21 protein-coding genes are annotated in these 18,877 nt (G+C 71.6%); 13 read left to right on the forward strand and 8 right to left on the reverse strand.

Going from position 1 to position 18,877, the window contains the following annotated elements:
- Positions 1-1,200 (reverse strand): AI-2E family transporter (locus ACO1X9_RS16665; RefSeq protein ID WP_486351977.1); only part of this gene is annotated, 1,200 nt, incomplete at its 3' end.
- Positions 1,201-1,380: 180 nt separating this feature from the next.
- Here ACO1X9_RS16665 and ACO1X9_RS16670 point away from each other — a divergent pair.
- The 3 genes from ACO1X9_RS16670 to ACO1X9_RS16680 all read left to right on the forward strand — a co-directional run bounded on the left by ACO1X9_RS16670 (position 1,381) and on the right by ACO1X9_RS16680 (position 3,334).
- Complete coding sequence (locus ACO1X9_RS16670; protein ID WP_486351978.1) at positions 1,381-1,749, forward strand: hypothetical protein; 369 nt, start codon at positions 1,381-1,383, stop codon at positions 1,747-1,749.
- A gap of 159 nt (positions 1,750-1,908) precedes the next feature.
- Entirely contained in the window at positions 1,909-2,598 is a 690-nt protein-coding gene (locus tag ACO1X9_RS16675; protein WP_486351979.1) for a GAF domain-containing protein, read from the forward strand.
- Positions 2,599-2,617: 19 nt separating this feature from the next.
- Positions 2,618-3,334, forward strand: coding sequence for a GAF and ANTAR domain-containing protein (locus ACO1X9_RS16680; protein ID WP_486351980.1), 717 nt, complete (start codon positions 2,618-2,620; stop codon positions 3,332-3,334).
- 42 nt (positions 3,335-3,376) lie between these two features.
- Here the strand turns inward: ACO1X9_RS16680 and ACO1X9_RS16685 are convergent, their stop codons facing one another.
- Entirely contained in the window at positions 3,377-3,532 is a 156-nt protein-coding gene (locus ACO1X9_RS16685) for a hypothetical protein (RefSeq protein WP_486351981.1), read from the reverse strand.
- 95 nt (positions 3,533-3,627) lie between these two features.
- Positions 3,628-4,638, reverse strand: a complete 1,011-nt coding sequence (locus ACO1X9_RS16690) for a zinc-dependent alcohol dehydrogenase (RefSeq protein WP_486351982.1) — start codon at positions 4,636-4,638, stop codon at positions 3,628-3,630.
- Positions 4,639-4,688: 50 nt separating this feature from the next.
- Between ACO1X9_RS16690 and ACO1X9_RS16695 the strand changes: the two genes are divergently transcribed.
- Complete coding sequence (locus tag ACO1X9_RS16695) at positions 4,689-5,417, forward strand: VIT1/CCC1 transporter family protein (RefSeq protein WP_486351983.1); 729 nt, start codon at positions 4,689-4,691, stop codon at positions 5,415-5,417.
- A 124-nt stretch (positions 5,418-5,541) separates the two neighbouring features.
- On the opposite strand, the gene ACO1X9_RS16700 is transcribed toward ACO1X9_RS16695, so the two are convergent.
- From ACO1X9_RS16700 to ACO1X9_RS16710, 3 genes are all read right to left on the reverse strand, one after another.
- Positions 5,542-5,802 (reverse strand): DUF6458 family protein, encoded by a 261-nt coding sequence (locus ACO1X9_RS16700; RefSeq protein WP_486351984.1) that lies wholly within the window; start codon positions 5,800-5,802, stop codon positions 5,542-5,544.
- 234 nt (positions 5,803-6,036) lie between these two features.
- Positions 6,037-7,485 (reverse strand): amidohydrolase family protein, encoded by a 1,449-nt coding sequence (locus ACO1X9_RS16705; RefSeq protein ID WP_486351985.1) that lies wholly within the window; start codon positions 7,483-7,485, stop codon positions 6,037-6,039.
- The gene (locus ACO1X9_RS16710) at positions 7,482-8,570 is read right to left on the reverse strand and encodes an NAD(P)/FAD-dependent oxidoreductase (RefSeq protein ID WP_486351986.1); all 1,089 of its coding nucleotides are present in this window, start codon (positions 8,568-8,570) and stop codon (positions 7,482-7,484) included. The genes ACO1X9_RS16705 and ACO1X9_RS16710 overlap by 4 nt, the downstream gene beginning before the upstream one ends.
- Before the next feature lie 81 nt (positions 8,571-8,651).
- On the opposite strand from ACO1X9_RS16710, the gene ACO1X9_RS16715 reads away from it, so the two are divergent.
- The 4 genes from ACO1X9_RS16715 to ACO1X9_RS16730 all read left to right on the forward strand — a co-directional run bounded on the left by ACO1X9_RS16715 (position 8,652) and on the right by ACO1X9_RS16730 (position 12,692).
- Positions 8,652-9,512 (forward strand): MurR/RpiR family transcriptional regulator, encoded by an 861-nt coding sequence (locus tag ACO1X9_RS16715; protein ID WP_486351987.1) that lies wholly within the window; start codon positions 8,652-8,654, stop codon positions 9,510-9,512.
- Positions 9,513-9,553: 41 nt separating this feature from the next.
- On the forward strand, positions 9,554-10,261 hold the full coding sequence (locus ACO1X9_RS16720) for a DJ-1/PfpI family protein (RefSeq protein ID WP_486351988.1): 708 nt from the start codon (positions 9,554-9,556) through the stop codon (positions 10,259-10,261).
- Between the two features lie 63 nt (positions 10,262-10,324).
- Entirely contained in the window at positions 10,325-11,899 is a 1,575-nt protein-coding gene (locus ACO1X9_RS16725) for an ABC transporter substrate-binding protein (RefSeq protein ID WP_486351989.1), read from the forward strand.
- 97 nt (positions 11,900-11,996) lie between these two features.
- Positions 11,997-12,692: an alpha/beta fold hydrolase gene (locus ACO1X9_RS16730; protein ID WP_486351990.1), complete on the forward strand. Its 696-nt coding sequence runs from the start codon at positions 11,997-11,999 to the stop codon at positions 12,690-12,692.
- Here the strand turns inward: ACO1X9_RS16730 and ACO1X9_RS16735 are convergent.
- Positions 12,689-13,171 carry an Lrp/AsnC family transcriptional regulator gene (locus ACO1X9_RS16735; RefSeq protein ID WP_486351991.1) on the reverse strand — a complete coding sequence of 161 codons (483 nt, stop codon included), beginning with the start codon at positions 13,169-13,171 and terminating at the stop codon, positions 12,689-12,691. The genes ACO1X9_RS16730 and ACO1X9_RS16735 overlap by 4 nt on opposite strands.
- Positions 13,172-13,339: 168 nt before the next feature.
- Here ACO1X9_RS16735 and ACO1X9_RS16740 point away from each other — a divergent pair, with 168 nt between their 5' ends.
- From ACO1X9_RS16740 to ACO1X9_RS16760, 5 genes are all read left to right on the forward strand, one after another.
- Complete coding sequence (locus tag ACO1X9_RS16740) at positions 13,340-13,627, forward strand: hypothetical protein (RefSeq protein WP_486351992.1); 288 nt, start codon at positions 13,340-13,342, stop codon at positions 13,625-13,627.
- A gap of 67 nt (positions 13,628-13,694) precedes the next feature.
- A complete protein-coding gene (locus ACO1X9_RS16745; protein WP_486351993.1) occupies positions 13,695-14,867 on the forward strand; it encodes a M20 metallopeptidase family protein in 1,173 nt (390 codons plus the stop codon).
- A 155-nt stretch (positions 14,868-15,022) separates the two neighbouring features.
- Positions 15,023-16,120 carry a thiamine pyrophosphate-dependent dehydrogenase E1 component subunit alpha gene (locus tag ACO1X9_RS16750; protein ID WP_486351994.1) on the forward strand — a complete coding sequence of 366 codons (1,098 nt, stop codon included), beginning with the start codon at positions 15,023-15,025 and terminating at the stop codon, positions 16,118-16,120.
- On the forward strand, positions 16,117-17,124 hold the full coding sequence (locus ACO1X9_RS16755; RefSeq protein ID WP_486351995.1) for an alpha-ketoacid dehydrogenase subunit beta: 1,008 nt from the start codon (positions 16,117-16,119) through the stop codon (positions 17,122-17,124). Before ACO1X9_RS16750 ends, ACO1X9_RS16755 begins: the two co-directional genes overlap by 4 nt.
- Entirely contained in the window at positions 17,121-18,350 is a 1,230-nt protein-coding gene (locus tag ACO1X9_RS16760; RefSeq protein WP_486351996.1) for a dihydrolipoamide acetyltransferase family protein, read from the forward strand. The genes ACO1X9_RS16755 and ACO1X9_RS16760 overlap by 4 nt, the downstream gene beginning before the upstream one ends.
- 17 nt (positions 18,351-18,367) lie before the next feature.
- On the opposite strand, the gene ACO1X9_RS16765 is transcribed toward ACO1X9_RS16760, so the two are convergent.
- Positions 18,368-18,826, reverse strand: a complete 459-nt coding sequence (locus tag ACO1X9_RS16765) for an Lrp/AsnC family transcriptional regulator (protein WP_486351997.1) — start codon at positions 18,824-18,826, stop codon at positions 18,368-18,370.
- Positions 18,827-18,877 lie beyond the last annotated feature (51 nt).

Consider the following 18,877-nt stretch of genomic DNA (forward strand, 5'->3'; position numbering starts at 1 on the left):
CCCGGCTGGCCAGGCCCGGCGGGCGCGCGTGGAGCGGGCGACCGCGGGTCCCCCGCGTGGCGTCGTGCGGCGTGCCCAGCGGGCCGGCAGGTCGGGTCCGTCCCACACCTGGATGACGCCCCACACCGCCGCGGTGATCGGCACCGCGAGCACCGCTCCGACGACGCCGCCGATCGCCGCGCCGACGGTGAGGGCGATGAGGATGACGAACGCGTGGAGCTTCATCGAGCGGCCCATGAGCACGGGCTGCAGGAAGTTGCCCTCGAGCTGGTTGACGAGCACGACGACTCCGACGACGAGCAGCGCGTTGACCCAGTCGTTGGCGACGAGGGCGACGAGGGCGGCGAAAACTCCCGCGAGTGTGGCGCCGACGATCGGGATGAACGCGAGCAGGAAGACGAGCACCGCGAGCGGCACGGCGAGCGGCACGTCGAGGATCAGCAGCCCGATGAAGATGCCGACCGCGTCGACGAGGGCGACGGACGCCGTGCCGCGCAGGTAGGACCCGAAGACCGTGACGGTCTTGTCGCCGATGCGCTGGGCGCGCTCGTAGTTCTCGCCGCGGAACGGGCGCAGCAGGAACTCCCAGAGCTGCGGGCCGTCTTTGAGGAAGAAGAACAGGATGGTGATGAGCAGCACGAGCCCCGTGAGGAACGACGCGACCGCCCCGAGCCCCGCGATCGCGCCCGAACCGAACTGCGCGCTCGTGAGGAAGTCGGTCACCTGGTCGAGCAGGGCGTCGAGTTCGTCGGCCGTCGGGAAGAACGGCAGGTCACGCGCCCAGTCGGTGAACGTGTCGAGGCCGTCGCGCGCTTGCACGTACAGCTCGTCCCACTGGTTGCGCACCGCCGAGACGATGAGCCAGCCGACACCGCCGAGCACCGTCGCGATCGCCAGCATCGCCAGCAGGGTCGCGACCACCGACGGCACACCGCGCCGCCGCATCCAGCTCATCACCGGGGCGAGTGCGCACGCGATGATGAGCGCGAGGACGAGCGGGATGGTGACGAGCGTCAGCTCGCGGATGACGAAGATGATGCCCGCGACCACCGCGACGACGACGAGGATCTGGATGGCCCGGGTGGCGAGTCGACCGAAGGCGTCGGCCCACAGGCTCCAGGGCGCTCGTCGCGCACCGAGTTGGACGTCGCCTTCGGCGATGCGGACGGGCTTCGGCTCGCGGCTGCGGAAGATTCGCACCGCACGACGCTACGCCGCCGCGACGCCGGAGTGGTGGGTCTTCCCCCCGGCGCCCGTCGGAGCTAGGGAGGACGGTCGATCGGGCTTACCCTGGGTCCACCGTCGTAGCCCAGACCTCGCTACGTGATCATCACTGGAGGGGTCATGAGAAGCACGACTGGAATCGATCGCCGGGCCGTAGTGCCCGCTCCGACCACCGCGACCGCCGCGTTCGTCGTCGGCCATCAGGATTACTCCTGGACGGGCGACGCGCGGGTGCCGGGCACCGCCGAACTGCCCCACCGCCCCGGCATCCTGCACGCCGCGCTCGTGCGTGCGCCTGGGCCCGGACCCGAGGACGGGTGGTTCCAGGACTACTCGCGGGGTGGCCCGGCGTGGCGCGCGCTGTGCGGAGTCGAACTGCTCGCCGTCTCGCCGCGGTTCTTCGACGACGCCGTCCGCTGGTCGTGCCTGCGCTGCGCGGGGGTCGTCGACCTGTGGCTCGACGATCCGAGGATGGTCTCCTGGGAGCGCGAAGTGCAGCGTCCGCGCCAGGTCTCCTACGCCTGACCTTGTGGCTCTCCGCGCGATCTCGTGACCCGGGTATGCTGCAGATCCGGGCACCGAGACCATGCGCCTGTCCTCACCTCGACGATGGGCGCTCATGACCGACATCCCGTTCGACCCGCGGGTCGCTCGCCGTGGCCGACCGTTCGGCGAACGGCGCTCATGACGAGCGCGAAGGTGACCGCCGCGAGCGCGAGACTCACGGTCGCGGGCCTCGACGATGACCTCTGCGCTCCGTTCGTCGACGCGATCGACGTGACCGGCGCGTCGATCTCCACGCTGGGCAAGCCGCTCGGTGCGCAGACCGTCGGCGCGAGCGATGCGACCGCGGCGCGGGTGTCGGAGATCCAGATCGACCTCGGTGAGGGGCCGTCGTGGGCGGCTCTGACATCCCGCGCCCCCGTACTCGAAGCCGATCTCCAGCGCCACGGCGGCGAGGGCTGGCCGGCCGCGGGCGCCGCGCTCCGGTCGACCGGGATCGGCGGACTCCATGCTTTTCCTCTCTTCGTCGGCACGATCGACGTCGGTTCGGTCGACCTGTACACGGCCGACCCCCGCTGGCTGACCTCGGAGCAGATCGAGGACACCTCCGCGCTCGCCCGGATCGCGGCACGCCAGGTGCTGCGCCGGGCGATGGCCGGCCTGCGCGACGTCGACGGCGGCATGCCCGAGATCGCCTACTCCCGTCGTGAGGCTCACCAGGCCACCGGGATGATCGCGGCGCAGATGACGTGTGGCGTCGACGACGCCGCCGTCCTGCTGCGCGCCCACGCCTACGCCGAGGGCCGGACCGTCATGGATGTCGCCGTCGACGTCGTCGCCCGCCGCCTGATCTTCGCCCCGCACCACTGAGACCGACCTAGGATGCGATATGACCCGCACGCGTGAAGAGCACCTCATCGAGACCTTCGTGACGATCGCGGACTCGCTCGTCGCCGACTACGACGTCGTCGATCTGCTGCAGACGCTCATCGAAGAGTGCACGGAACTGTTCGACGCCGCCGCCGCCGGCATCCTGCTCGTCAACTCCGACCAGGAGTTCGAGGTCATCGTGTCGACGAACGAGCGGAGCGAACTGCTCGGGCTCATGCAGCTGCGCGTCGGGGAGGGTCCCTGCGTCGAGGCGATCACGACCGGCAAGGTCGTCACAGTGGGCGATCTCGACGCGGTCGCCGAGAGATGGCCCCGATTCGCCAGCGCCGCGCGGGAGTCGGGCTACGTGGCGATCCACGCGATCCCGCTGCGCCTGCGCGACTCCACCATCGGGTCGCTCAACCTCTTCCGCAACCACACCGGCGAGTTGAACGCCGCCGACGCCGCCGCGGCGCAGGCGCTCAGCGACGTCGCGACGATCAGCATCCTGCAGGAGCGCCTCGTGCGCGAGTCCGACCTCGCCCGCGGTCAGCTGCAGCGTGCCCTCGACAGCCGCGTCGTCATCGAGCAGGCGAAGGGCTACCTCGCCCACACCCAGGGCATCGACATGGACACCGCGTTCGCCCGCATCCGGCAGCACGCCCGCTCCACGCAGACCCGGCTGGGCGTGGTCGCGGCGCAGGTCATCACGGGCGAACTCGCGCTCGACTCCTAGAGTTCGGTCGCACGCGAAGGTCGAGCCGTCGGCGATCCGGACTCAGACGGGCCGATGCGACGTGCGGCGAGGACGTCCCCGTGCGTGGCCGAGTCCGCGGAGCCAGGCCTGGAAGGCCGCGTGAAGGTCGGCGCTGATGCGGGTGGGCACCGCCCCCGTGGTGGCGGGACGGGGCGGGGTGAGAACGGTGCGGCGCATGGTGACCTCTCGAGCGGGGATATGGCCGCCGCTGAGGTCTAGAGCAACGTGGTGCCGAGTGTACGCCCCCGTTCCGCGGGGCGGTAGAGGCGGGGTCAGCCGGAGAGGCCCCAGTCGAGCACGACGGTGAGACGCTCGGCGGTTCCCGAGGCGAGGGCCTCGTAGGCGCCCTGCGCCGCCGAGGGCGGGATGCGCTCGGCGAGGTGCGTCACCCGCACGTCTCCGTCGGCGAGCCAGCGGAACGCGAGGGCCAGGTTCTCGTCGGCACCGCGTTCGGTGAACGGGCCGCGCGTGCGGGGGAGGCGGAACTCCCACCCGCTGCGCAGCACCGCGTACCGGTGGAACACCTCGTGCAGCAGCTGCTGGGCGGTGGTGGCGGTGCGGCGGGTCCACGGCGTGCCGACGAGCACGATCTCGCCGTGGGCTCGCACGCTGCGCACGGCGTCGAGCACCGCTCCGTCGTGTCCCGAGCACTCGAGCACGAGTTCGAAGCCGTCGAGGGCGCCGCGCTCCGTCACCGAGGTGGCCTCGGGTGCGCGCTCGAGCACCCGCACCCCCGCAGGCGCGAGGGCCCGACGCGACTCCTGCGGGTCCCACGCGGTGACGTCGTAGCCGGAACGCACGAGCATCGCCGCGGCGAGGTGCCCGACGAGCCCGAGACCGCTCACGCCGACCGGAGCACCGGCACGGGATGCCGTGGTCGCGAGCGCGGTGAGCGGTACCGCCATGAGGCGGGCGAAGACGGCGTCGAACGGGTCGAGTCCGGCGGGCAGCACCGTCACCTGCGCCGCATCGCGCACCTGTCGGCTGCGATGACCGCACTCGGCGTAGACGAGGTCCCCGAGCTCGACGCCCGCGACGTCCTCTCCGACCTCCTCGACGCGGAAGACCCCGGCGTACCCGGGTCGCACGGGGTAGCGCGGCGGACGTTCGGCGCCGGGGCGGAACGCGCTCAGGATCTCGGTGCCGGGGCTCACGAGCGTGCAGAGGGTGGCGCCGGCCACGTCGTGAGGTCCGAGACGCGCTCGGGGCTCGCGGAGAAGTTCGACCCTGCCTGCTTCGGGGATCGTCAGGACCGTGGTCTGACCCTCGTCGTCGAGCGGCATGGGAACGATCCTACAAGCGCGCCCGCATGCTCCCGTGGTTGGCTGCCGTCATGGCGACGGCGAGCACCGCGACTCCCCACCCCGACGAACCCCACGCGCCGGGAGTCGCCGGCCGGCTGAACTGGCTGCGCGCGGGAGTGCTCGGCGCGAACGACGGCATCGTCTCGGTCGCCGCCCTCGTCGTGGGTGTCGCGGCGGCGACGACGCAGCTCGGGGCGATCATCACGGCCGGGCTCGCGGCGCTCATCGGCGGGGCGATCTCGATGGCGCTCGGCGAGTACGTCTCGGTGAGCAGCCAGAGCGACAGCGAGAAGGCGCTCATCGCGAAGGAGAAGGACGAGCTCGCGCGGATGCCCGCCGAGGAACTCGACGAGCTGACCGCGATCTACGAGGCGAAAGGTCTCAGCCCGGAGACCGCGCGCACGGTGGCGGAAGAGCTCACCGAGCGGGACGCCCTCCGCGCCCACCTCCGCGAGGAGCTCAACATCGATCCCGACGACCTCGTGAACCCCTGGCACGCGGCGCTCGCGTCGGCGGTCGCCTTCACGGTCGGCGCCCTGCTGCCGCTGTTCGCGATCCTCGCCCCGGAGCCCATCCGCGTGCCGCTCACCTTCGGGGTCGTGCTCGTCGCCCTCGCCATCACGGGCGGACTCGGCGCCCGGCTCGGCGGCAGCCCGTGGCAGCGGGGCACCCTCCGCGTCGTCGTCGGCGGCATCCTCGCCCTCGGGGTGACGTTCCTCGTCGGGCTGCTGCTCAACACCACGGGGATCACCGCATGATGCTCGATCGGGCGCCTTGCCCGCTATGGGCTCACTGACGGAGTAGCGCCCCGCCGGGGACGGGAGACGTCCGCTCGGCGAGGCGCCTGCGTGCCGTGCACCCCTGCACCGACACGCGGTTCGGTCAGACGACCGGGTCGTCGGTCTCGGTCACGCGCTGCGTGACGCGCTCACCGCTCACCGGGTCGGTGCCCGTCCGGGTCGTCGACACGGCCGAGCGCCGGCGGAACAGCGCGACCAGGCCGATGACGAACACGACGGCGCCGGCCACCATGAGGATGTAGCCGACCATGTCGATGTTGACGACTCCGCCGAGGTCGAAGTCGAGGGCGAAGACGAGGATGGCGCCGATCACGAAGAGGACGACACCGGTTCCGATGCTCACGAGAGAACTCCTTCCGCCCCGGCCGTTCGGTGGGGACGGGAGGAACGCTACGAGTCGTGCGGGCCGGAGAGGGTGCCTCTTGACAGCGACGCCCCGATCGCACTAGCAACGGAGAAAGACCTGATCAGATCGCCTTCCCGCAGGTCCTCTCGGGAGTGTGAGAATGCTCTCATCTGTCGCCTGAGGTCGCCGCCAGGGGTTTCGATACGCGGCCGCGCGGTGCGCGGGCGGTCCTCAACCAGCGCCGGTCCTGACGGCGCGGCCGGGGGTCTCCTCGGTCGGCAGCCCGTCGGCGACGACCGGGATGCCGCCCACGAGCACGTGCACGAATCCCGTCGACGGGGTGAGGGCCTCGAAGGTCGCGGTGTCGCTCACCGTGGCCGCATCGAACACGACGAGGTCGGCATCCGCCCCCACCTGCACTCGACCCTTCGCACGCAGCGCGGGCACGGCATCCTGCAGCAGTCGCGCGGGCTCGAACGACATCTTGCTCACCGCCTCGGGCAGAGTGAAGACGCCGAGTTCCCGCACGAGCCAGCGCAGGCTGCGGGCGAACGTGCCGGCGCTGCGCGGGTGGGCGACAGCGCCTCCCGGCGTCTCCGTGAGCGGCATCGCATCGGAGGCGATGACGCCCCCGGGCAGGGTGACCGAGGCGAGCAGCAGCCGCAGATCCTCGGGCGTCGTCGGGTCGAGGTACTCGAAGATGCACAGCCCGCCCGGGTCGGCGCGGCGCAGCTCCTCGAGCCGCGCGAGCGAGGCGACCCGCTCCCCGGTCGGCAGGTACGTGAGGGCCGTGGTCGGGGTGCCGAGGCGGGCGAAGCGCTCGGGTGCGAAGAAGTCGGCGCCGATGCCGGTCGAGCCCGCGCCGTACGGGTAGGTCTCGGTGGTCAGTCGCACCCCGCGCGACTGGGCGGCGACGATCCGCTCCCGGATGCTCTCGATCTGCCGCAGCGACGTGCTGTTGAGGTGGCAGATGTGCACGTGCGCGCCGGTCGACTCCGCAACGGCGACGAGCTCGGCGGCGCCGTCGAGCGAGGTGCCCGGCTCCTGCATCGACATCGTGCGGGAGTGGGCGAACACGGGCACCCCGCGGCGGGCGGCGAGTTCGGCGATCGCCACGAGTTCCGCGGGGTCCGTCGCGGGCGCATACCCGAGCAGCACGCCGATGCCGAGCGCTCCCTCGTCGAGCGCGTGCTCGAGCAGGGCCAGGATGTCGGCGAGCTCGTGGGGCGACGCAGGTGCGAAGAACCGAGGATCGACCCGCGACTGCTCGACGAAGAACTCGATCGGGGTGACCCCGTCGGTCGGTGTCCAGTCGAGGCCGCACCTCACCGAGAGTCGGGCGAGCGCCCAGCTCGCCGAGTAGCCCACGTGGATCGGACGCACGGCCGCGCTCGCGTAGGTCGCCGCGACCGGGAGGGTGCCGGCCTCGAGCTCGAGCGACGTCGTCACACCGTCGAGCGCCTGCAACCGCGCGCCCTCGAGGGTCTGGGCATGGCTGTGGAGGTCGACGAAACCCGGGGCGACGACGAGCCCCGTCACGTCGAGCTCGCGCTCGGCGGCGATCGGCTCGTTCGAGACCTGCGTGATGCGCCCGCCGGAGATCCCGACATTCCGGATGCCGTCGAGCCCGGTCTCGGGATCGATCACGCGCCCGCCGCGGAGGACGAGCTCGGCCCTCACACGACACGTCCGGGGTGGAAGGCGGCGAGGTCGGCGTCGACCTGCGCATCGGCGGCGACGCCCGAGAGCACGTCGGCGACCGCCGCGGCGAGGCCGAGGGACGTCTGGATGCCGTAGCCGCCTTGGCCGACGAGCCAATAGAGCCCTTCGCGGTGCACATCCCACCCGATGACGGGCAGCCCGTCGGGGCTCAGCGTGCGCAGCCCCGTCCACGAGCGATGCGGCCCCCCGAGGCCGAGCCGCGTCACGCGGTCGACGACCTCGAGGGTGCGCTCGACGATCTCGGGCCGGGGCAGCGCGTCCTCGGCGACGCTCGGCTCGTCCTCGAGCGACGAGGCGAGGATCTCGGCGCCCGACGGCCGCAGATAGAAGGTGTGGGCGGCATCCATCACCATCGGGGCGCGCGGATCGACGGGTTCGCCGTGGACTGCCGCGACGACGACCGTGCGGCGGGTCGGCACGAGCCCGAACGGCTCCGTGCCGAAGAGCTGCGCGGCCTCGTCGGCCCAGGGTCCGGCGGCGATCACGACGGTCGGCGCGCGGAACGTCTCGGCGTCGGTCTCGACGACCCAGTCGGCGCCGTCGCGGCGGGCCCCGGTGACGCCGTGACCCAGGGCGATCTGTGCCCCGGCGGTCTCGGCGGTGGTGCGGAGGTGGTCGCGGAGCGAGGGCACGTCGACCTCGACCGACGCGGAGTCGAGTGCCGCGCCGGAGAGGGCGTCCGCCCGCAGCGCGGGGAAGAGGTCGACGGCCTCGTCGACGGAGAGCGGCCGTAGGTCGGGCATGTCGTCGAGCAACTCCGACAGGTGCGGGGGAGTGTCGGCGCGATCGACCCAGACGAGCGGCCGGGGGGTGACGAGCTCGCCGGGGAGCGCGTCGAGGAGTCGCAGGGTCGCTGCGGTGAACCGGCGGATGGGCGCCGGTCCGTACGTCGGCTGCGACTGCTGCGCCGACCTGCCGCTGGTATGCGTGAAGAGCCGCGGCTCCCGCTCGAGGAGCGCGACGCGGCAGCGCGGGGCAAGGGCGGCGGCGAGCGAGAGGCCCGCGATGCCGCCTCCCACGACGATCACGTCGGTCGGAATCACACGTAATGATCATCCCAATCGGCTTGCTCTTGCAACATTCCTTACAAAGTCCCATGATGTGACACACGAGAAGGAGGGCTCATGGCCGATCAGACCCCGCTGATCACCTGGCTCGAGTCGCTCGCCGCCCAGGCGACGTCGACCCGCACCACGGAGAAGCTCAAAGACGCCCTCGTGCAGAACCCGTCACGCGCGTCCTACGCCTCGATCTCGGAGGTCTCGGCGCTCGCCGAACTCAACATGGCCGCGATCACGCGCACTGCGCAGAGCTGGGGGTTCTCCGGCTGGCCCGACCTGCGCGTCGAGCTGCGCAGCCGCTACCTCGAGTCGCTGTCGTTCACCGAGGTCGCCTCCGAGCGTCGCTCGAGCTCGTCGGACGACCACGTGTCGAGCTCGCTCGACGCCGACCGCCGCGCCCTCATCAGCACCTCGTCGAGCATCGACGTGGATGCCGTGCGGGCCGTCGCCGCGATCGCCGCGACCGCGCGGCGCCGGGTCGCGATCGGCGGGGGCACCTACAAGTCGGTCGCCGACCTGCTCGCCACCTACTTCACCCTCGCGGGCTACCCGACCGTCTCGCCCAACGAGACGTCCGGCATCGTCGGCGCGCTGAGCGACCTCGGCGAGGGCGACATCATCGTCGGCGTCGACCTCTGGCGCGGCTACGCATCGACCCTCGAAGCCCTCGCCCTCGCCCGCGAGAACGGCGCCGTCGTGTGCCTCATCACCGACCGAGGCGCCTCCCACCTCGCCGACGTCGTCGACCACCTCTTCCACGTGTCGAGCGAGTCGTCGACCTTCTTCCCGACGCTCGTCCCCGCCTTCGCGCTCGTGAACGCCCTCGCGACCGAGCTGGCATCCCTCGACCCCGGCGTCGCCGAGGCCTCCTCGCAGCGCTTCGAGCAGATCTGGCGCCGCATGGGCTTCGACGAGAAGCACTGACCACCCGCAGCTCCGACCACCACCGAGAGAAACGAGAACCGATGACGAAGCCGCTCCAGATCGGCGTGATGGTGTTCCCGCACATGACGCAGCTCGACGCCACCGGCCCGCTGCAGGTCTTCACGAGCATCGGCATCTTCGCCCCCGACCCGGGCGTGGAGGTGCACCTGATCTGGAAGGACCTCGAGCCCGTGCCGACCGACGCCGTCATGACGCTCACCGCGACGACGACCTTCGCCGACTGTCCCCAGCTCGACGTGATCTGCGTGCCGGGCGGGCAGGGCACCGATGCCCTCGTCAACGACCCCGAGGTGATCGACTTCGTGAAGCGCCAGGCCGAGAAGGCCACCTGGATCACGTCCGTGTGCACGGGCGCTCTCGTGCTCGGCGCCGCCGGCCTGCTCGACGGCTACCGCGCGACCACGCACTGGACGTCGATGCACCTCCTCGAGCAGTTCGGGGCGACCCCGGTGCACGAGCGCGTCGTCGTCGACCGCAACCGGGTCTCCGGCGGCGGGGTCTCAGCGGGCATCGACTTCGGCCTCACCCTCGTCGAGCACCTCGTCGACCGTCCGACGGCCGAGGTCATCCAGCTCCGCATGGAGTACAACCCCGCCCCGCCGTTCCACGCGGGGCACCCGAGCACCGCTCCGCCCGAGGTCGTCACTCGGTACACGGACCGGGTCGCGCCGAACATGGCGCAGCGCGAGCGAGCCGTGGCCGAGGCCGCGGCGCGTCTCGCGGGTTGAAGGTCTGCCCGACCCCGGCAGGCAACCGTTCCACCACATCCATCCGAGAGAGGAACGCACCACATGTTCACCACAGCACGTTCACGGTGGGGCCGGGCCGTCAAGGTCGCCGCCCTCACCGTCGCGGCCGCGGCAGCATTGTCGCTCGCCGCCTGCACGAGCGGTGGCTCCGACAACGGGAGCGCCGCATCCGACACCCTCACGGTCGCGCTCAGCACGCCGCCGATCAGCATGGACCCGACCACGGCGGGCAACGGCCTGCCGCTCGCCTGGTACATGGCCGTCGCCTACGAGCCGCTCATCCAGCGCGACCCCGACGGCGCCACCGCTCCGGGGCTGGCGACCGAGTGGGAGTACTCGGAAGACCGCCTCACCTTCACGATGCAGCTGCGCGAAGGCGTGCTGTTCAGCGACGGCGACGAGCTCACCGCGGAGGGCGTCGTCGCCTGGCTCGAGCACTACAAGGTCAACGGCACCTTCGCCGGCAACTGGTTCCCCAACGTCACGGGCTTCGAGGCGACCGGTCCGCTCGAGGTGACGGTGCGGCTCAGCTCGCCCGACCCGATGCTGCCCTGGGCCTTCGGGCAAGCAGGCAATGCGGGTGCGATCGTGTCGCCGACCGGCCTCGAGAACCTCGAGTCGCTCGGCACCGAGACGCACGGCGCGGGCCCCTACATGCTCGACTCCGAAGCGACCGTCGCGAACTCCAGCTACGTGTTCGTCAAGAACCCGAACTACTGGGACCCCGACAGCCAGCACTACGAGAAGATCGTCTTCACGGTCATCGCCGACCAGAACTCGACGCTCTCGGCGCTGCGTTCGGGTCAGGTGCAGGTCGCGCAGGGCTCGTCGGCGACCGCGGAGGCCGCCCGCGAGGCCGGCCTCGAGGTGCACCAGGGGCCGTCGGCCATGGTGGGTGCGTACTTCGCCGACTTCGCCGGCACCGTCGTGCCGCAGTTCGCCGACGTGCGGGTGCGTCAGGCGCTCAACTACGCGCTCGACCGTGAGGCCATCACCTCGGCGGTGTACGGCGACTTCGGCACCCCGACGGTCGGCTACACGCCCGAGGGCATCGTGGGCTACCTGCCGGAATTGAACGACGTCTACCCGTACGACCCGGAGAGGGCCAGGGAGCTGCTCGCCGAGGCGGGCTACCCCGACGGCTTCTCGTTCACGATGCTCGCCCAGACCGGTATCGACAACGGCGACCTCCTCGCCGAGGCGATGGTCGCCCAGTGGGCCGAGATCGGCGTCGACGTCGAACTGAAGTCGTACGCATCCTTCGCGGACTACGTGACCGACTACTTCAGCAACCAGTTCGGCATCACGACGCTCAACTACAACTACTCGGAGCAGTTGATCGCCACCTCGGGTCTCGCGATCCCGGGCGCCGCGTACAACACGTTCGGCTTCAGCGACCAGGGCGCCATCGACCTCGTCGCCGAGCAGCGCCGGTACGACACCGACAGCCCCGAGGGTCAGAAGGCCGCCGAGGCGTCGGAGACGTACCTCGTCGAGACGGCCTTCGCCGTGCCGGTCGCGAGCATCGACGCCGTCGTGTTCTCGAACAGCTCGGTGACGAACGTCGACTTCTCGGTGTTCCTGGCCCAGCCGCAGTACTGGCAGCCCGCGGGATAACCCGCATCCACCCCCTTTGCTATTTGCCCGGTTCGGCCGCTACGCGACCCGCGGAAGCGGCCGAATCGGGCAAATAGCCCTTTCGAGAGCGACAGACATGAAACTGGCCACCACCACCGTCGGCGACGGACCGAAGACCGCCGCGCTCGTGCACGGGCTGTCGGGCGACAGCGGCACCTGGTTCGAGTTCGCCCCCTGGCTCGCCTCGCTCGGCTACACCGTGACGCTCGTCGACCAGCGCGGTCACGGGGCGAGCCCCCGGGCGGACAGCTACCTCGCCGAGGACCTCGCCGACGATCTCGTCGACACCCTTCCGGTCGGGATGGACCTCATCGCGGGCCACTCGCTCGGCGGCCGCGCCCTGCTGCTCGCGGTCGAGCGGCTGCGCCCGCAGCGGGCCGTCTACCTCGACCCGGGCTGGAACGTGCCGCCGGAGATGCAGTTCGCCCTCCCGCTCGACGACGACGGCGAGATCGCGAGCGTCGAGGCGCTCGCCGAGCTCGTCCCCGACTACAGCCCCGAGCACGTCGCCAACGCCCGCCGTTCCCTGCAGCTCTACGACCCGGCGTGGGTCACCGCACCCAACCCGGTGCTGCCCGACCAGGAGCCGCCGACGCCGCCCGTCGTGCCCTCGCTCGTCGTGCTCGCCGACCCGCCGGTCGCCGTGCGCCCCGACCTCGAGGAGCGCCTGCGCTCCGGCGGCTACGAGGTCGTCACCGTGCCCGGAGGGCATCACGACCTGCACATCGTGAACCTCGAGCAGACGAAGCAGGCGCTCGCCGGCTGGGTCTAGGCGCGGGTCTCGTGGCCGCCGTCGGCGCGCAGCAGCGCCGTCATCCGGTACGGGATGACCTCGCGCAGGAAGAGGCTGGTCGACGTGCGCAGTACACCGGGGGCGAGCCGCACCTCCTCGGCGACGCGGTAGAGGTCGTCGGGGTCGCGAGCGACGACCCGCAGCAGCAGATCGGTGTCGCCGGCGGGCGCGAAGCACTCGAGCACCTCGGGGATGCGCTCGAGCGCCGCGATCGCCTCGCCGATCTGGTGCTGGTCGAGCTCGAGACGGATGGACGCGCTGACTCCGCGCCCGAGCGACGACGGCTTGACCCGCGCGCTGTGATCACGCAGCAGTCCGGCCTCGGTCATGCGGGTCAGTCGAGCCTGCACGGTCGCGCGGGCGAGCCCGAGACGCTGCGCGATCGCCGCGACGGGGGCACGGGCGTCGTCGTCGAGGTCGGCGAGAATGCGTCGGTCGGTGTCGTCGAGATGCGCCATATCGTGCACTCTACTGTCGCCCGGGAAGGCCCGGATGTAGCAAATCGCTCACTTGAGACGAGTCCTATTGACGATCCGCTTGCTGTGGTGCTGAAATCGGCGACGTATCGGAACCACCACCCCGGTTCAGCCGACACCCTCGACAGTCCACGAGACGAGGAAGCCCCGATGCTCGACACCCTGCGCCGCCCCGCGACGACGTCACCACCCCCGACGCCGTCCCCGTCGCTGCAGCTCGAGCTCATCGTCACCGAGAACCCCGACGCTCTCGCCCGCATCGTGCGGGTCGCGTCGACGACACCGTTCACCCTGCTGACCCTGTGGCTGGGAGCGCCGTTCTCGGGGCGACGGCAGCTGAGGATGTCGGTCGGCGGCGACGAGACGGACTTCGAGACCCTGCGGAAGCGTCTCGATCGCGTGGTCGACATCGTCAAGGTCAAGGTGACGACGCGATGACCGTCGCCGCTCTCTCTCCCGACTGCGAGCCGGACTGCCCGTACTGCTCAGGGCCGGAGACCGACTGATGGCGACCGACGCCGACCCGCTCGGCGATCTCGTCGCGCTCCGCCGCAGGCTCCACGGCATCCCGGAGGTCGGTCTCCATCTGCCGCTCACGCAACGCGCCCTGCTCGACGAGCTCGACGGCTTGCCGCTCGAGGTGGCCGCGGGGCGGGGGCTCTCCTCGATCACCGCGATCCTCCGCGGGGGACGCCCTGGTCCGACCGTGCTGCTGCGGGCCGACATGGATGCCCTCCCCGTCGAGGAGCTCAGCGGCGTCGACTTCGCCTCGACGAACGGCGCGATGCACGCGTGCGGGCACGACTTCCACATGTCGTCGCTCGTCGGCGCGCTCCGACTGCTCGCGGAACGTCGCGCGCACCTCGCCGGCACGGTCGTCGCGATGTTCCAGCCCGGCGAGGAGGGTCACGGCGGCGCCGAGGCGATGCTCGACGAGGGCGTACTCGCCGCGACGGGGGAGATGCCGGTCGCGTCGTACGGCATCCACGTCTTCTCGTTCCTCGACAGCGGCGTCTTCTCCTGCCGCGGCGGCGTCGTGATGGGCAGCATCCTCAATCTCGAGCTGCGGTTCCGCGGACTCGGCGGGCACGCTGCTCGCCCCGAGACGGCGCGCAACCCGATCCTCGTGGCGTCGCTCGCGGTGCAGGCGATCCAGGCGTTCGCGACGCAGACCACGACGCCGGTCGACCCGATCATCGCGACCGTCGGCGCGTTCCAGGCGGGGGATGCCGCCAACGTCATCCCCGACGTCGCGATCCTGCGGCTCAGCATCCGCGCCGTCACGTCGGAACGCGTCGCCGAGGTCGAGGCGGGCATCGTCGGCATCGCGACGTCGCTCGCCGCGGGGTACGGGGTCACGGTCGACGCCGCACCCGGGGCGCGGTTGCCGCCGACCCGCTCCGACCCCGGTGAGTCGGCCCGCGTGCGCGAGGTCGTGACCGAGCTGTTCGGCGCCGAACGGTTCGTCGAGCTCGCGCAGCCCGAGATGATCTCGGAGGACTTCTCGCACGTGCTCGACGCGACGGGTGGGGCGTTCGTCTTCGTGGGCGCCCGCGGCGACGTCGAGGCCCCCGAGTCCAACCACTCGCCGCGCGCGCTCTTCGACGACTCCGTCGTGCCCGACGCGGCCCGCATGCTCGCGGCGCTCGTCGAGAGCCGACTCGCCGACCGGGACTGAGAGCGCCTGGTCAACATGATCGATCGCGGCCATTCGGCACCTACTCTCCTGATCAATTCGATCAGTAAGCAGGAAAACAGTAGTTACCCCTACCGAATCGAGTCACAGTGGTAGTCGAATCGACCGACGGCGCCCGAGCGCGGAGAGGAGTCCCCGTGACACCGCAGGCTGCCCGCGCCCGAGCCGTCCGGCCGTCCGCCGCGATCGAACTCGGACCGCGCCGCTACGTCGCCGACGACGGCACCCTCACCCCCGACGGCGAGCTCGCGGACCTTGACCTCGACCTCGCCCGCACGCTGTACCGCGACATGTACCTCGGCCGCCGCTTCGACGAGCAGGCGTACCACCTGCAGCGCCAGGGCGAGCTCGGCCTGTGGCTCATGGCTCGCGGGCAGGAGGCCGCCCAGGTCGGCACGATGCGCGCCCTCCGCGACACCGACTACGTCTTCCCCAGCTACCGCGAGCACATCGCCGGGATGGTGCGCGGCCTCGGGCCCCGCGAGCTTCTGGCCCAATGGCGCGGCGTCGCGCACGCGGGCTGGGATCCGGCGCGCTTCCGCTTCCACATCTACTCCCTCGTGCTCGGCACTCAGGCCCTGCACGCCGTGGGCTACGCGATGGGCACCCGCTTCGCCGGCGCCGACGAGGTCGTCGTGTGCTTCGTCGGCGACGGTGCGACGAGCCAGGGCGACGTGAGCGAGGCGTTCAACTGGGCGGCGACGCGCGAGCTGCCGATCGTCTTCGTCGTGCAGAACAACGGCTGGGCGATCTCCACCCCCGTCACGCAGCAGTACCGGGCGCCGCTGCCGGGTCGCGCGGCGGGCTTCGGCCTCACGGCCTACTCGGTCGACGGCAACGACGCCCTCGCGGTGCACGCCGTCGTCTCCGAGGCGGTCGCCGGGGTGCGCGCCGGTGGGCCGCCCGCGTTCGTCGAGGCGATCACCTACCGGATGGCGGGGCACTCGACGTCGGACGACCCGCGTCGCTACCGCGCCGCCGCCGAAGAGGAGAGCTGGCACGCGAGAGACCCGCTGCGGCGCCTCGAGGTGCTGGTGCGCTCCCTCGGCACGGACGACGAGTGGTTCGCGCTGCTCGAAGGCGAGGGCGACGAGGTCGCCGCGGCCACCCGTGCGGCCTGCGCCGGCCTCGACGATCCCGACCTGCTCGACCTGTTCGACCTCGTCTACGTCGACCCGCATCCCGACCTCGAACGGCAGCGCGCGGAAGCGGCCGCCCTGCGGGTGTACCCGTGAGCGCGGCCACGGTCGCCGCGCCCGAGCGGCTCAGCCTGGGGGCCGCGCTCACCGCCGCGATGCGCGACGCGATGCGCGACGACCCGGCCGTGCTCGTCATGGGGGAGGACGTCGGCGTGCTCGGCGGCGTGTTCCGCGTGACCGACGGGCTGCTCGCCGAGTTCGGCGAGGACCGGGTCATCGACACCCCGCTGGCCGAGTCGGGCATCGTCGGCACCGCGATCGGACTCGCCCTGCACGGCTACCGGCCGGTGTGCGAGATCCAGTTCGACGGATTCATCTACCCCGCCTTCGACCAGATCGTTTCGCAACTCGCGAAGATGCGGGCTCGCTCGGGCGGCACGATCAAGCTGCCGATCGTCATCCGGGTGCCCGCCGCGGGCGGCATCGGGGCGGTCGAGCACCACAGCGAGTCGAACGAGGCGTACTTCACGCACACCGCGGGGCTGCGCGTCGTATCGTGCTCCTCGCCCTCCGACGCCTACCACCTGCTGCGCGAGGCGATCCGCTCCGACGACCCGGTGATCTTCTTCGAGCCGAAGCGCCGCTACTGGGACAAGGGCGAGATCGAGGCGGACGCGCCGACGCCCGGCAGCGCGCGTCTCGTGCGCGCCGGCACCGACTGCACGCTCCTCGCCCACGGCCCGAGCGTCGCCGTCGCCCTCGCGGCGGCGGAGGCGGCGGAGGCCGACGGGGTGTCGGTCGCCGTGCTCGACCTGCGCTCCCTCGCGCCGCTCGACATGCCGGCCATCGTGTCGGCCGTCCAGGCGACAGGTCGGGCGATCGTCGTGCACGAGGCGTCGATGACCGGCGGCATCGGTGCCGAGCTCGCCGCGCGCATCTCGCAGGAGTGCTTCTTCCACCTCGAGGCGCCCGTGCTGCGTGTCGGCGCATGGGATCTGCCCTACCCGCCGAGCCGTACCGAGAAGGAGTTCCTGCCCGACGTCGACCGCGTGCTCGCGGCGTTGCAGCAGTCGCTCGAGTTCGGGGAGCGCGCGTCGTGACCGAGGTGCGCGAGTTCCGCCTCCCGGACGTCGGGGAGGGCCTCACCGAGGCCGAGATCGTGAACTGGCTCGTCGCCGAAGGCGACGAGGTGACCGTCAACGACGCCCTCGTCGAGGTCGAGACCGCGAAGTCGGTGGTCGAACTGCCGAGCCCGTACACGGGTCGTGTCGCCCGGCTGCTCGTCGCGCCGGGGGACGTCGTGCCGGTCGGATCGTCGATCATCGCGATCACCGAGGCGGGAGCGGTGGATGCCGGGGAACTCGCCGAGGAGAAGCCGGAGCCCGTGCTCGTCGGCTACGGCGTCTCGCACTCTGCCGCACCCCGTCGCCGACTGACCGTCGGTGCGAAGCCCCCGGTCGTCGCGGCGGTCGTCGAGACGTCCGGGCGGGCGCTCGCCGCTCCTCCCGTGCGGGCGCTCGCCCGGCGTCTCGGCGTCGACCTCGCGTCCCTCGCCGGTCCTCAGCCGATCTCCCGTTCCCAGGTGGAGGCGGCATCCGCACCGACCGCGACGCCGGTCGCCGCGCTCCCCGGCGAGACCCGCGTGCCGATCCGCGGCATCCGCAAGGCGACCGCGGCGGCGATGGTGGCCTCCGCCTTCACCGCGCCGCACGCCGCGGTCTGGGTGACCGTCGACTTCACCGAGTCGGTCGAGTTGCTCGGCAAGCTCCGCGCGTCAAAAGCCTGGGCGGGCGTGCGTCTCTCGCCGCTCGTCCTCGTCGCCCGGGCCCTGCTCGTCGCGTTGCGCGAGCACCCCGAGCTCAACGCGTCGTGGGACGAGGCCGCTCAGGAGCTCGTCCTCAAGTCGTACGTCAACCTCGGCTTCGCCGCCGCGACCCCGCGCGGGCTCACCGTGCCGAACATCAAGGGCGCCGAGACGCTCGGCTTCCGCGAGCTGTGCGAGCAGCTCTCCGACCTCGTCGACCTCGCCCGCGAGAACCGCACCCCGCCCGCGGCCCTCGGCGGGGGCACGATCACGATCACCAACCTCGGTCCGCTCGGCGTCGACGGCGGCGTGCCGATCCTCAACCCGGGCGAGTCGGCGATCCTCGCGACCGGCGTCATCCGCCCCACCCCGTGGGTCGTCGACGGCCGTGTCGAGGTGCGGCAGATCGGGCAGCTCGTGCTCTCGTTCGACCACCGTGTCGCCGACGGTGCCGAGGCCGCGGCACTGTTGCGGACGGTCGGCGAGCTGCTGAGCGACCCCGCGATGGCGGCGATGCGCTGATGTTCAGCCCGACCCGGTCACAGCAGTTGCGAGGTGCGGTACTCGATGAGTTCGCGGAGCACGATCGACGTCGCGGTGCGGCGGATGCCGGGCGTGCGCAGAATCTGCTGGCCGACCTCGTAGAGGTGGTCGCTGTCGCGCACGGCGACCTGCACCGAGAGGTCGTTGACGCCCGAGGTGGCGAGGCACTCGAGCACCTCGGGGATGTCGCGCAGCGAGCGCATGGCGGCGTCGAACTGGTCCTGGTCGACGTTCGCGGTGACGAGCGCGCGCATCGGGAGGCCGAGGGATGCCGTGCGCACGAGCGTGCTCGGCGGACGCAGCACGCCCGGAGCGAAGAGCGACGCGACACGGCCCTGCACGGTGCCGCGCGCGAGCCGCAGCTTCGCCGCGAGCCAGCCGAGCGTCGCCCGCGGCTCCTCGTCGAGTGCGGCCATGATGCGGCGCGAGGTGGGGTCGAACTCCGGCTCCGGCATGCGTCGAACGTTAGCCGACCGTTGGTCGGGATTCACACCGAAGGAGCTCAG

This window comes from Pseudolysinimonas sp. (assembly GCF_057350545.1).

Excerpts from the sequence above, each read along its gene's own strand:
- ACO1X9_RS16685 (WP_486351981.1), bottom strand. The coding sequence starts at position 3,532 with ATGCGCCGCACCGTTCTCACCCCGCCCCGTCCCGCCACCACGGGGGCG.
- ACO1X9_RS16745 (WP_486351993.1), top strand. The coding sequence starts at position 13,695 with ATGGCGACCGACGCCGACCCGCTCGGCGATCTCGTCGCGCTCCGCCGC.
- ACO1X9_RS16740 (WP_486351992.1), top strand. The coding sequence starts at position 13,340 with ATGCTCGACACCCTGCGCCGCCCCGCGACGACGTCACCACCCCCGACG.
- ACO1X9_RS16690 (WP_486351982.1), bottom strand. The coding sequence starts at position 4,638 with ATGCCGCTCGACGACGAGGGTCAGACCACGGTCCTGACGATCCCCGAA.
- ACO1X9_RS16680 (WP_486351980.1), top strand. The coding sequence starts at position 2,618 with ATGACCCGCACGCGTGAAGAGCACCTCATCGAGACCTTCGTGACGATC.
- ACO1X9_RS16715 (WP_486351987.1), top strand. The coding sequence starts at position 8,652 with ATGGCCGATCAGACCCCGCTGATCACCTGGCTCGAGTCGCTCGCCGCC.
- ACO1X9_RS16765 (WP_486351997.1), bottom strand. The coding sequence starts at position 18,826 with ATGCCGGAGCCGGAGTTCGACCCCACCTCGCGCCGCATCATGGCCGCA.
- ACO1X9_RS16730 (WP_486351990.1), top strand. The coding sequence starts at position 11,997 with ATGAAACTGGCCACCACCACCGTCGGCGACGGACCGAAGACCGCCGCG.
- ACO1X9_RS16675 (WP_486351979.1), top strand. The coding sequence starts at position 1,909 with ATGACGAGCGCGAAGGTGACCGCCGCGAGCGCGAGACTCACGGTCGCG.
- ACO1X9_RS16695 (WP_486351983.1), top strand. The coding sequence starts at position 4,689 with ATGGCGACGGCGAGCACCGCGACTCCCCACCCCGACGAACCCCACGCG.
- ACO1X9_RS16735 (WP_486351991.1), bottom strand. The coding sequence starts at position 13,171 with ATGGCGCATCTCGACGACACCGACCGACGCATTCTCGCCGACCTCGAC.
- ACO1X9_RS16725 (WP_486351989.1), top strand. The coding sequence starts at position 10,325 with ATGTTCACCACAGCACGTTCACGGTGGGGCCGGGCCGTCAAGGTCGCC.
- ACO1X9_RS16720 (WP_486351988.1), top strand. The coding sequence starts at position 9,554 with ATGACGAAGCCGCTCCAGATCGGCGTGATGGTGTTCCCGCACATGACG.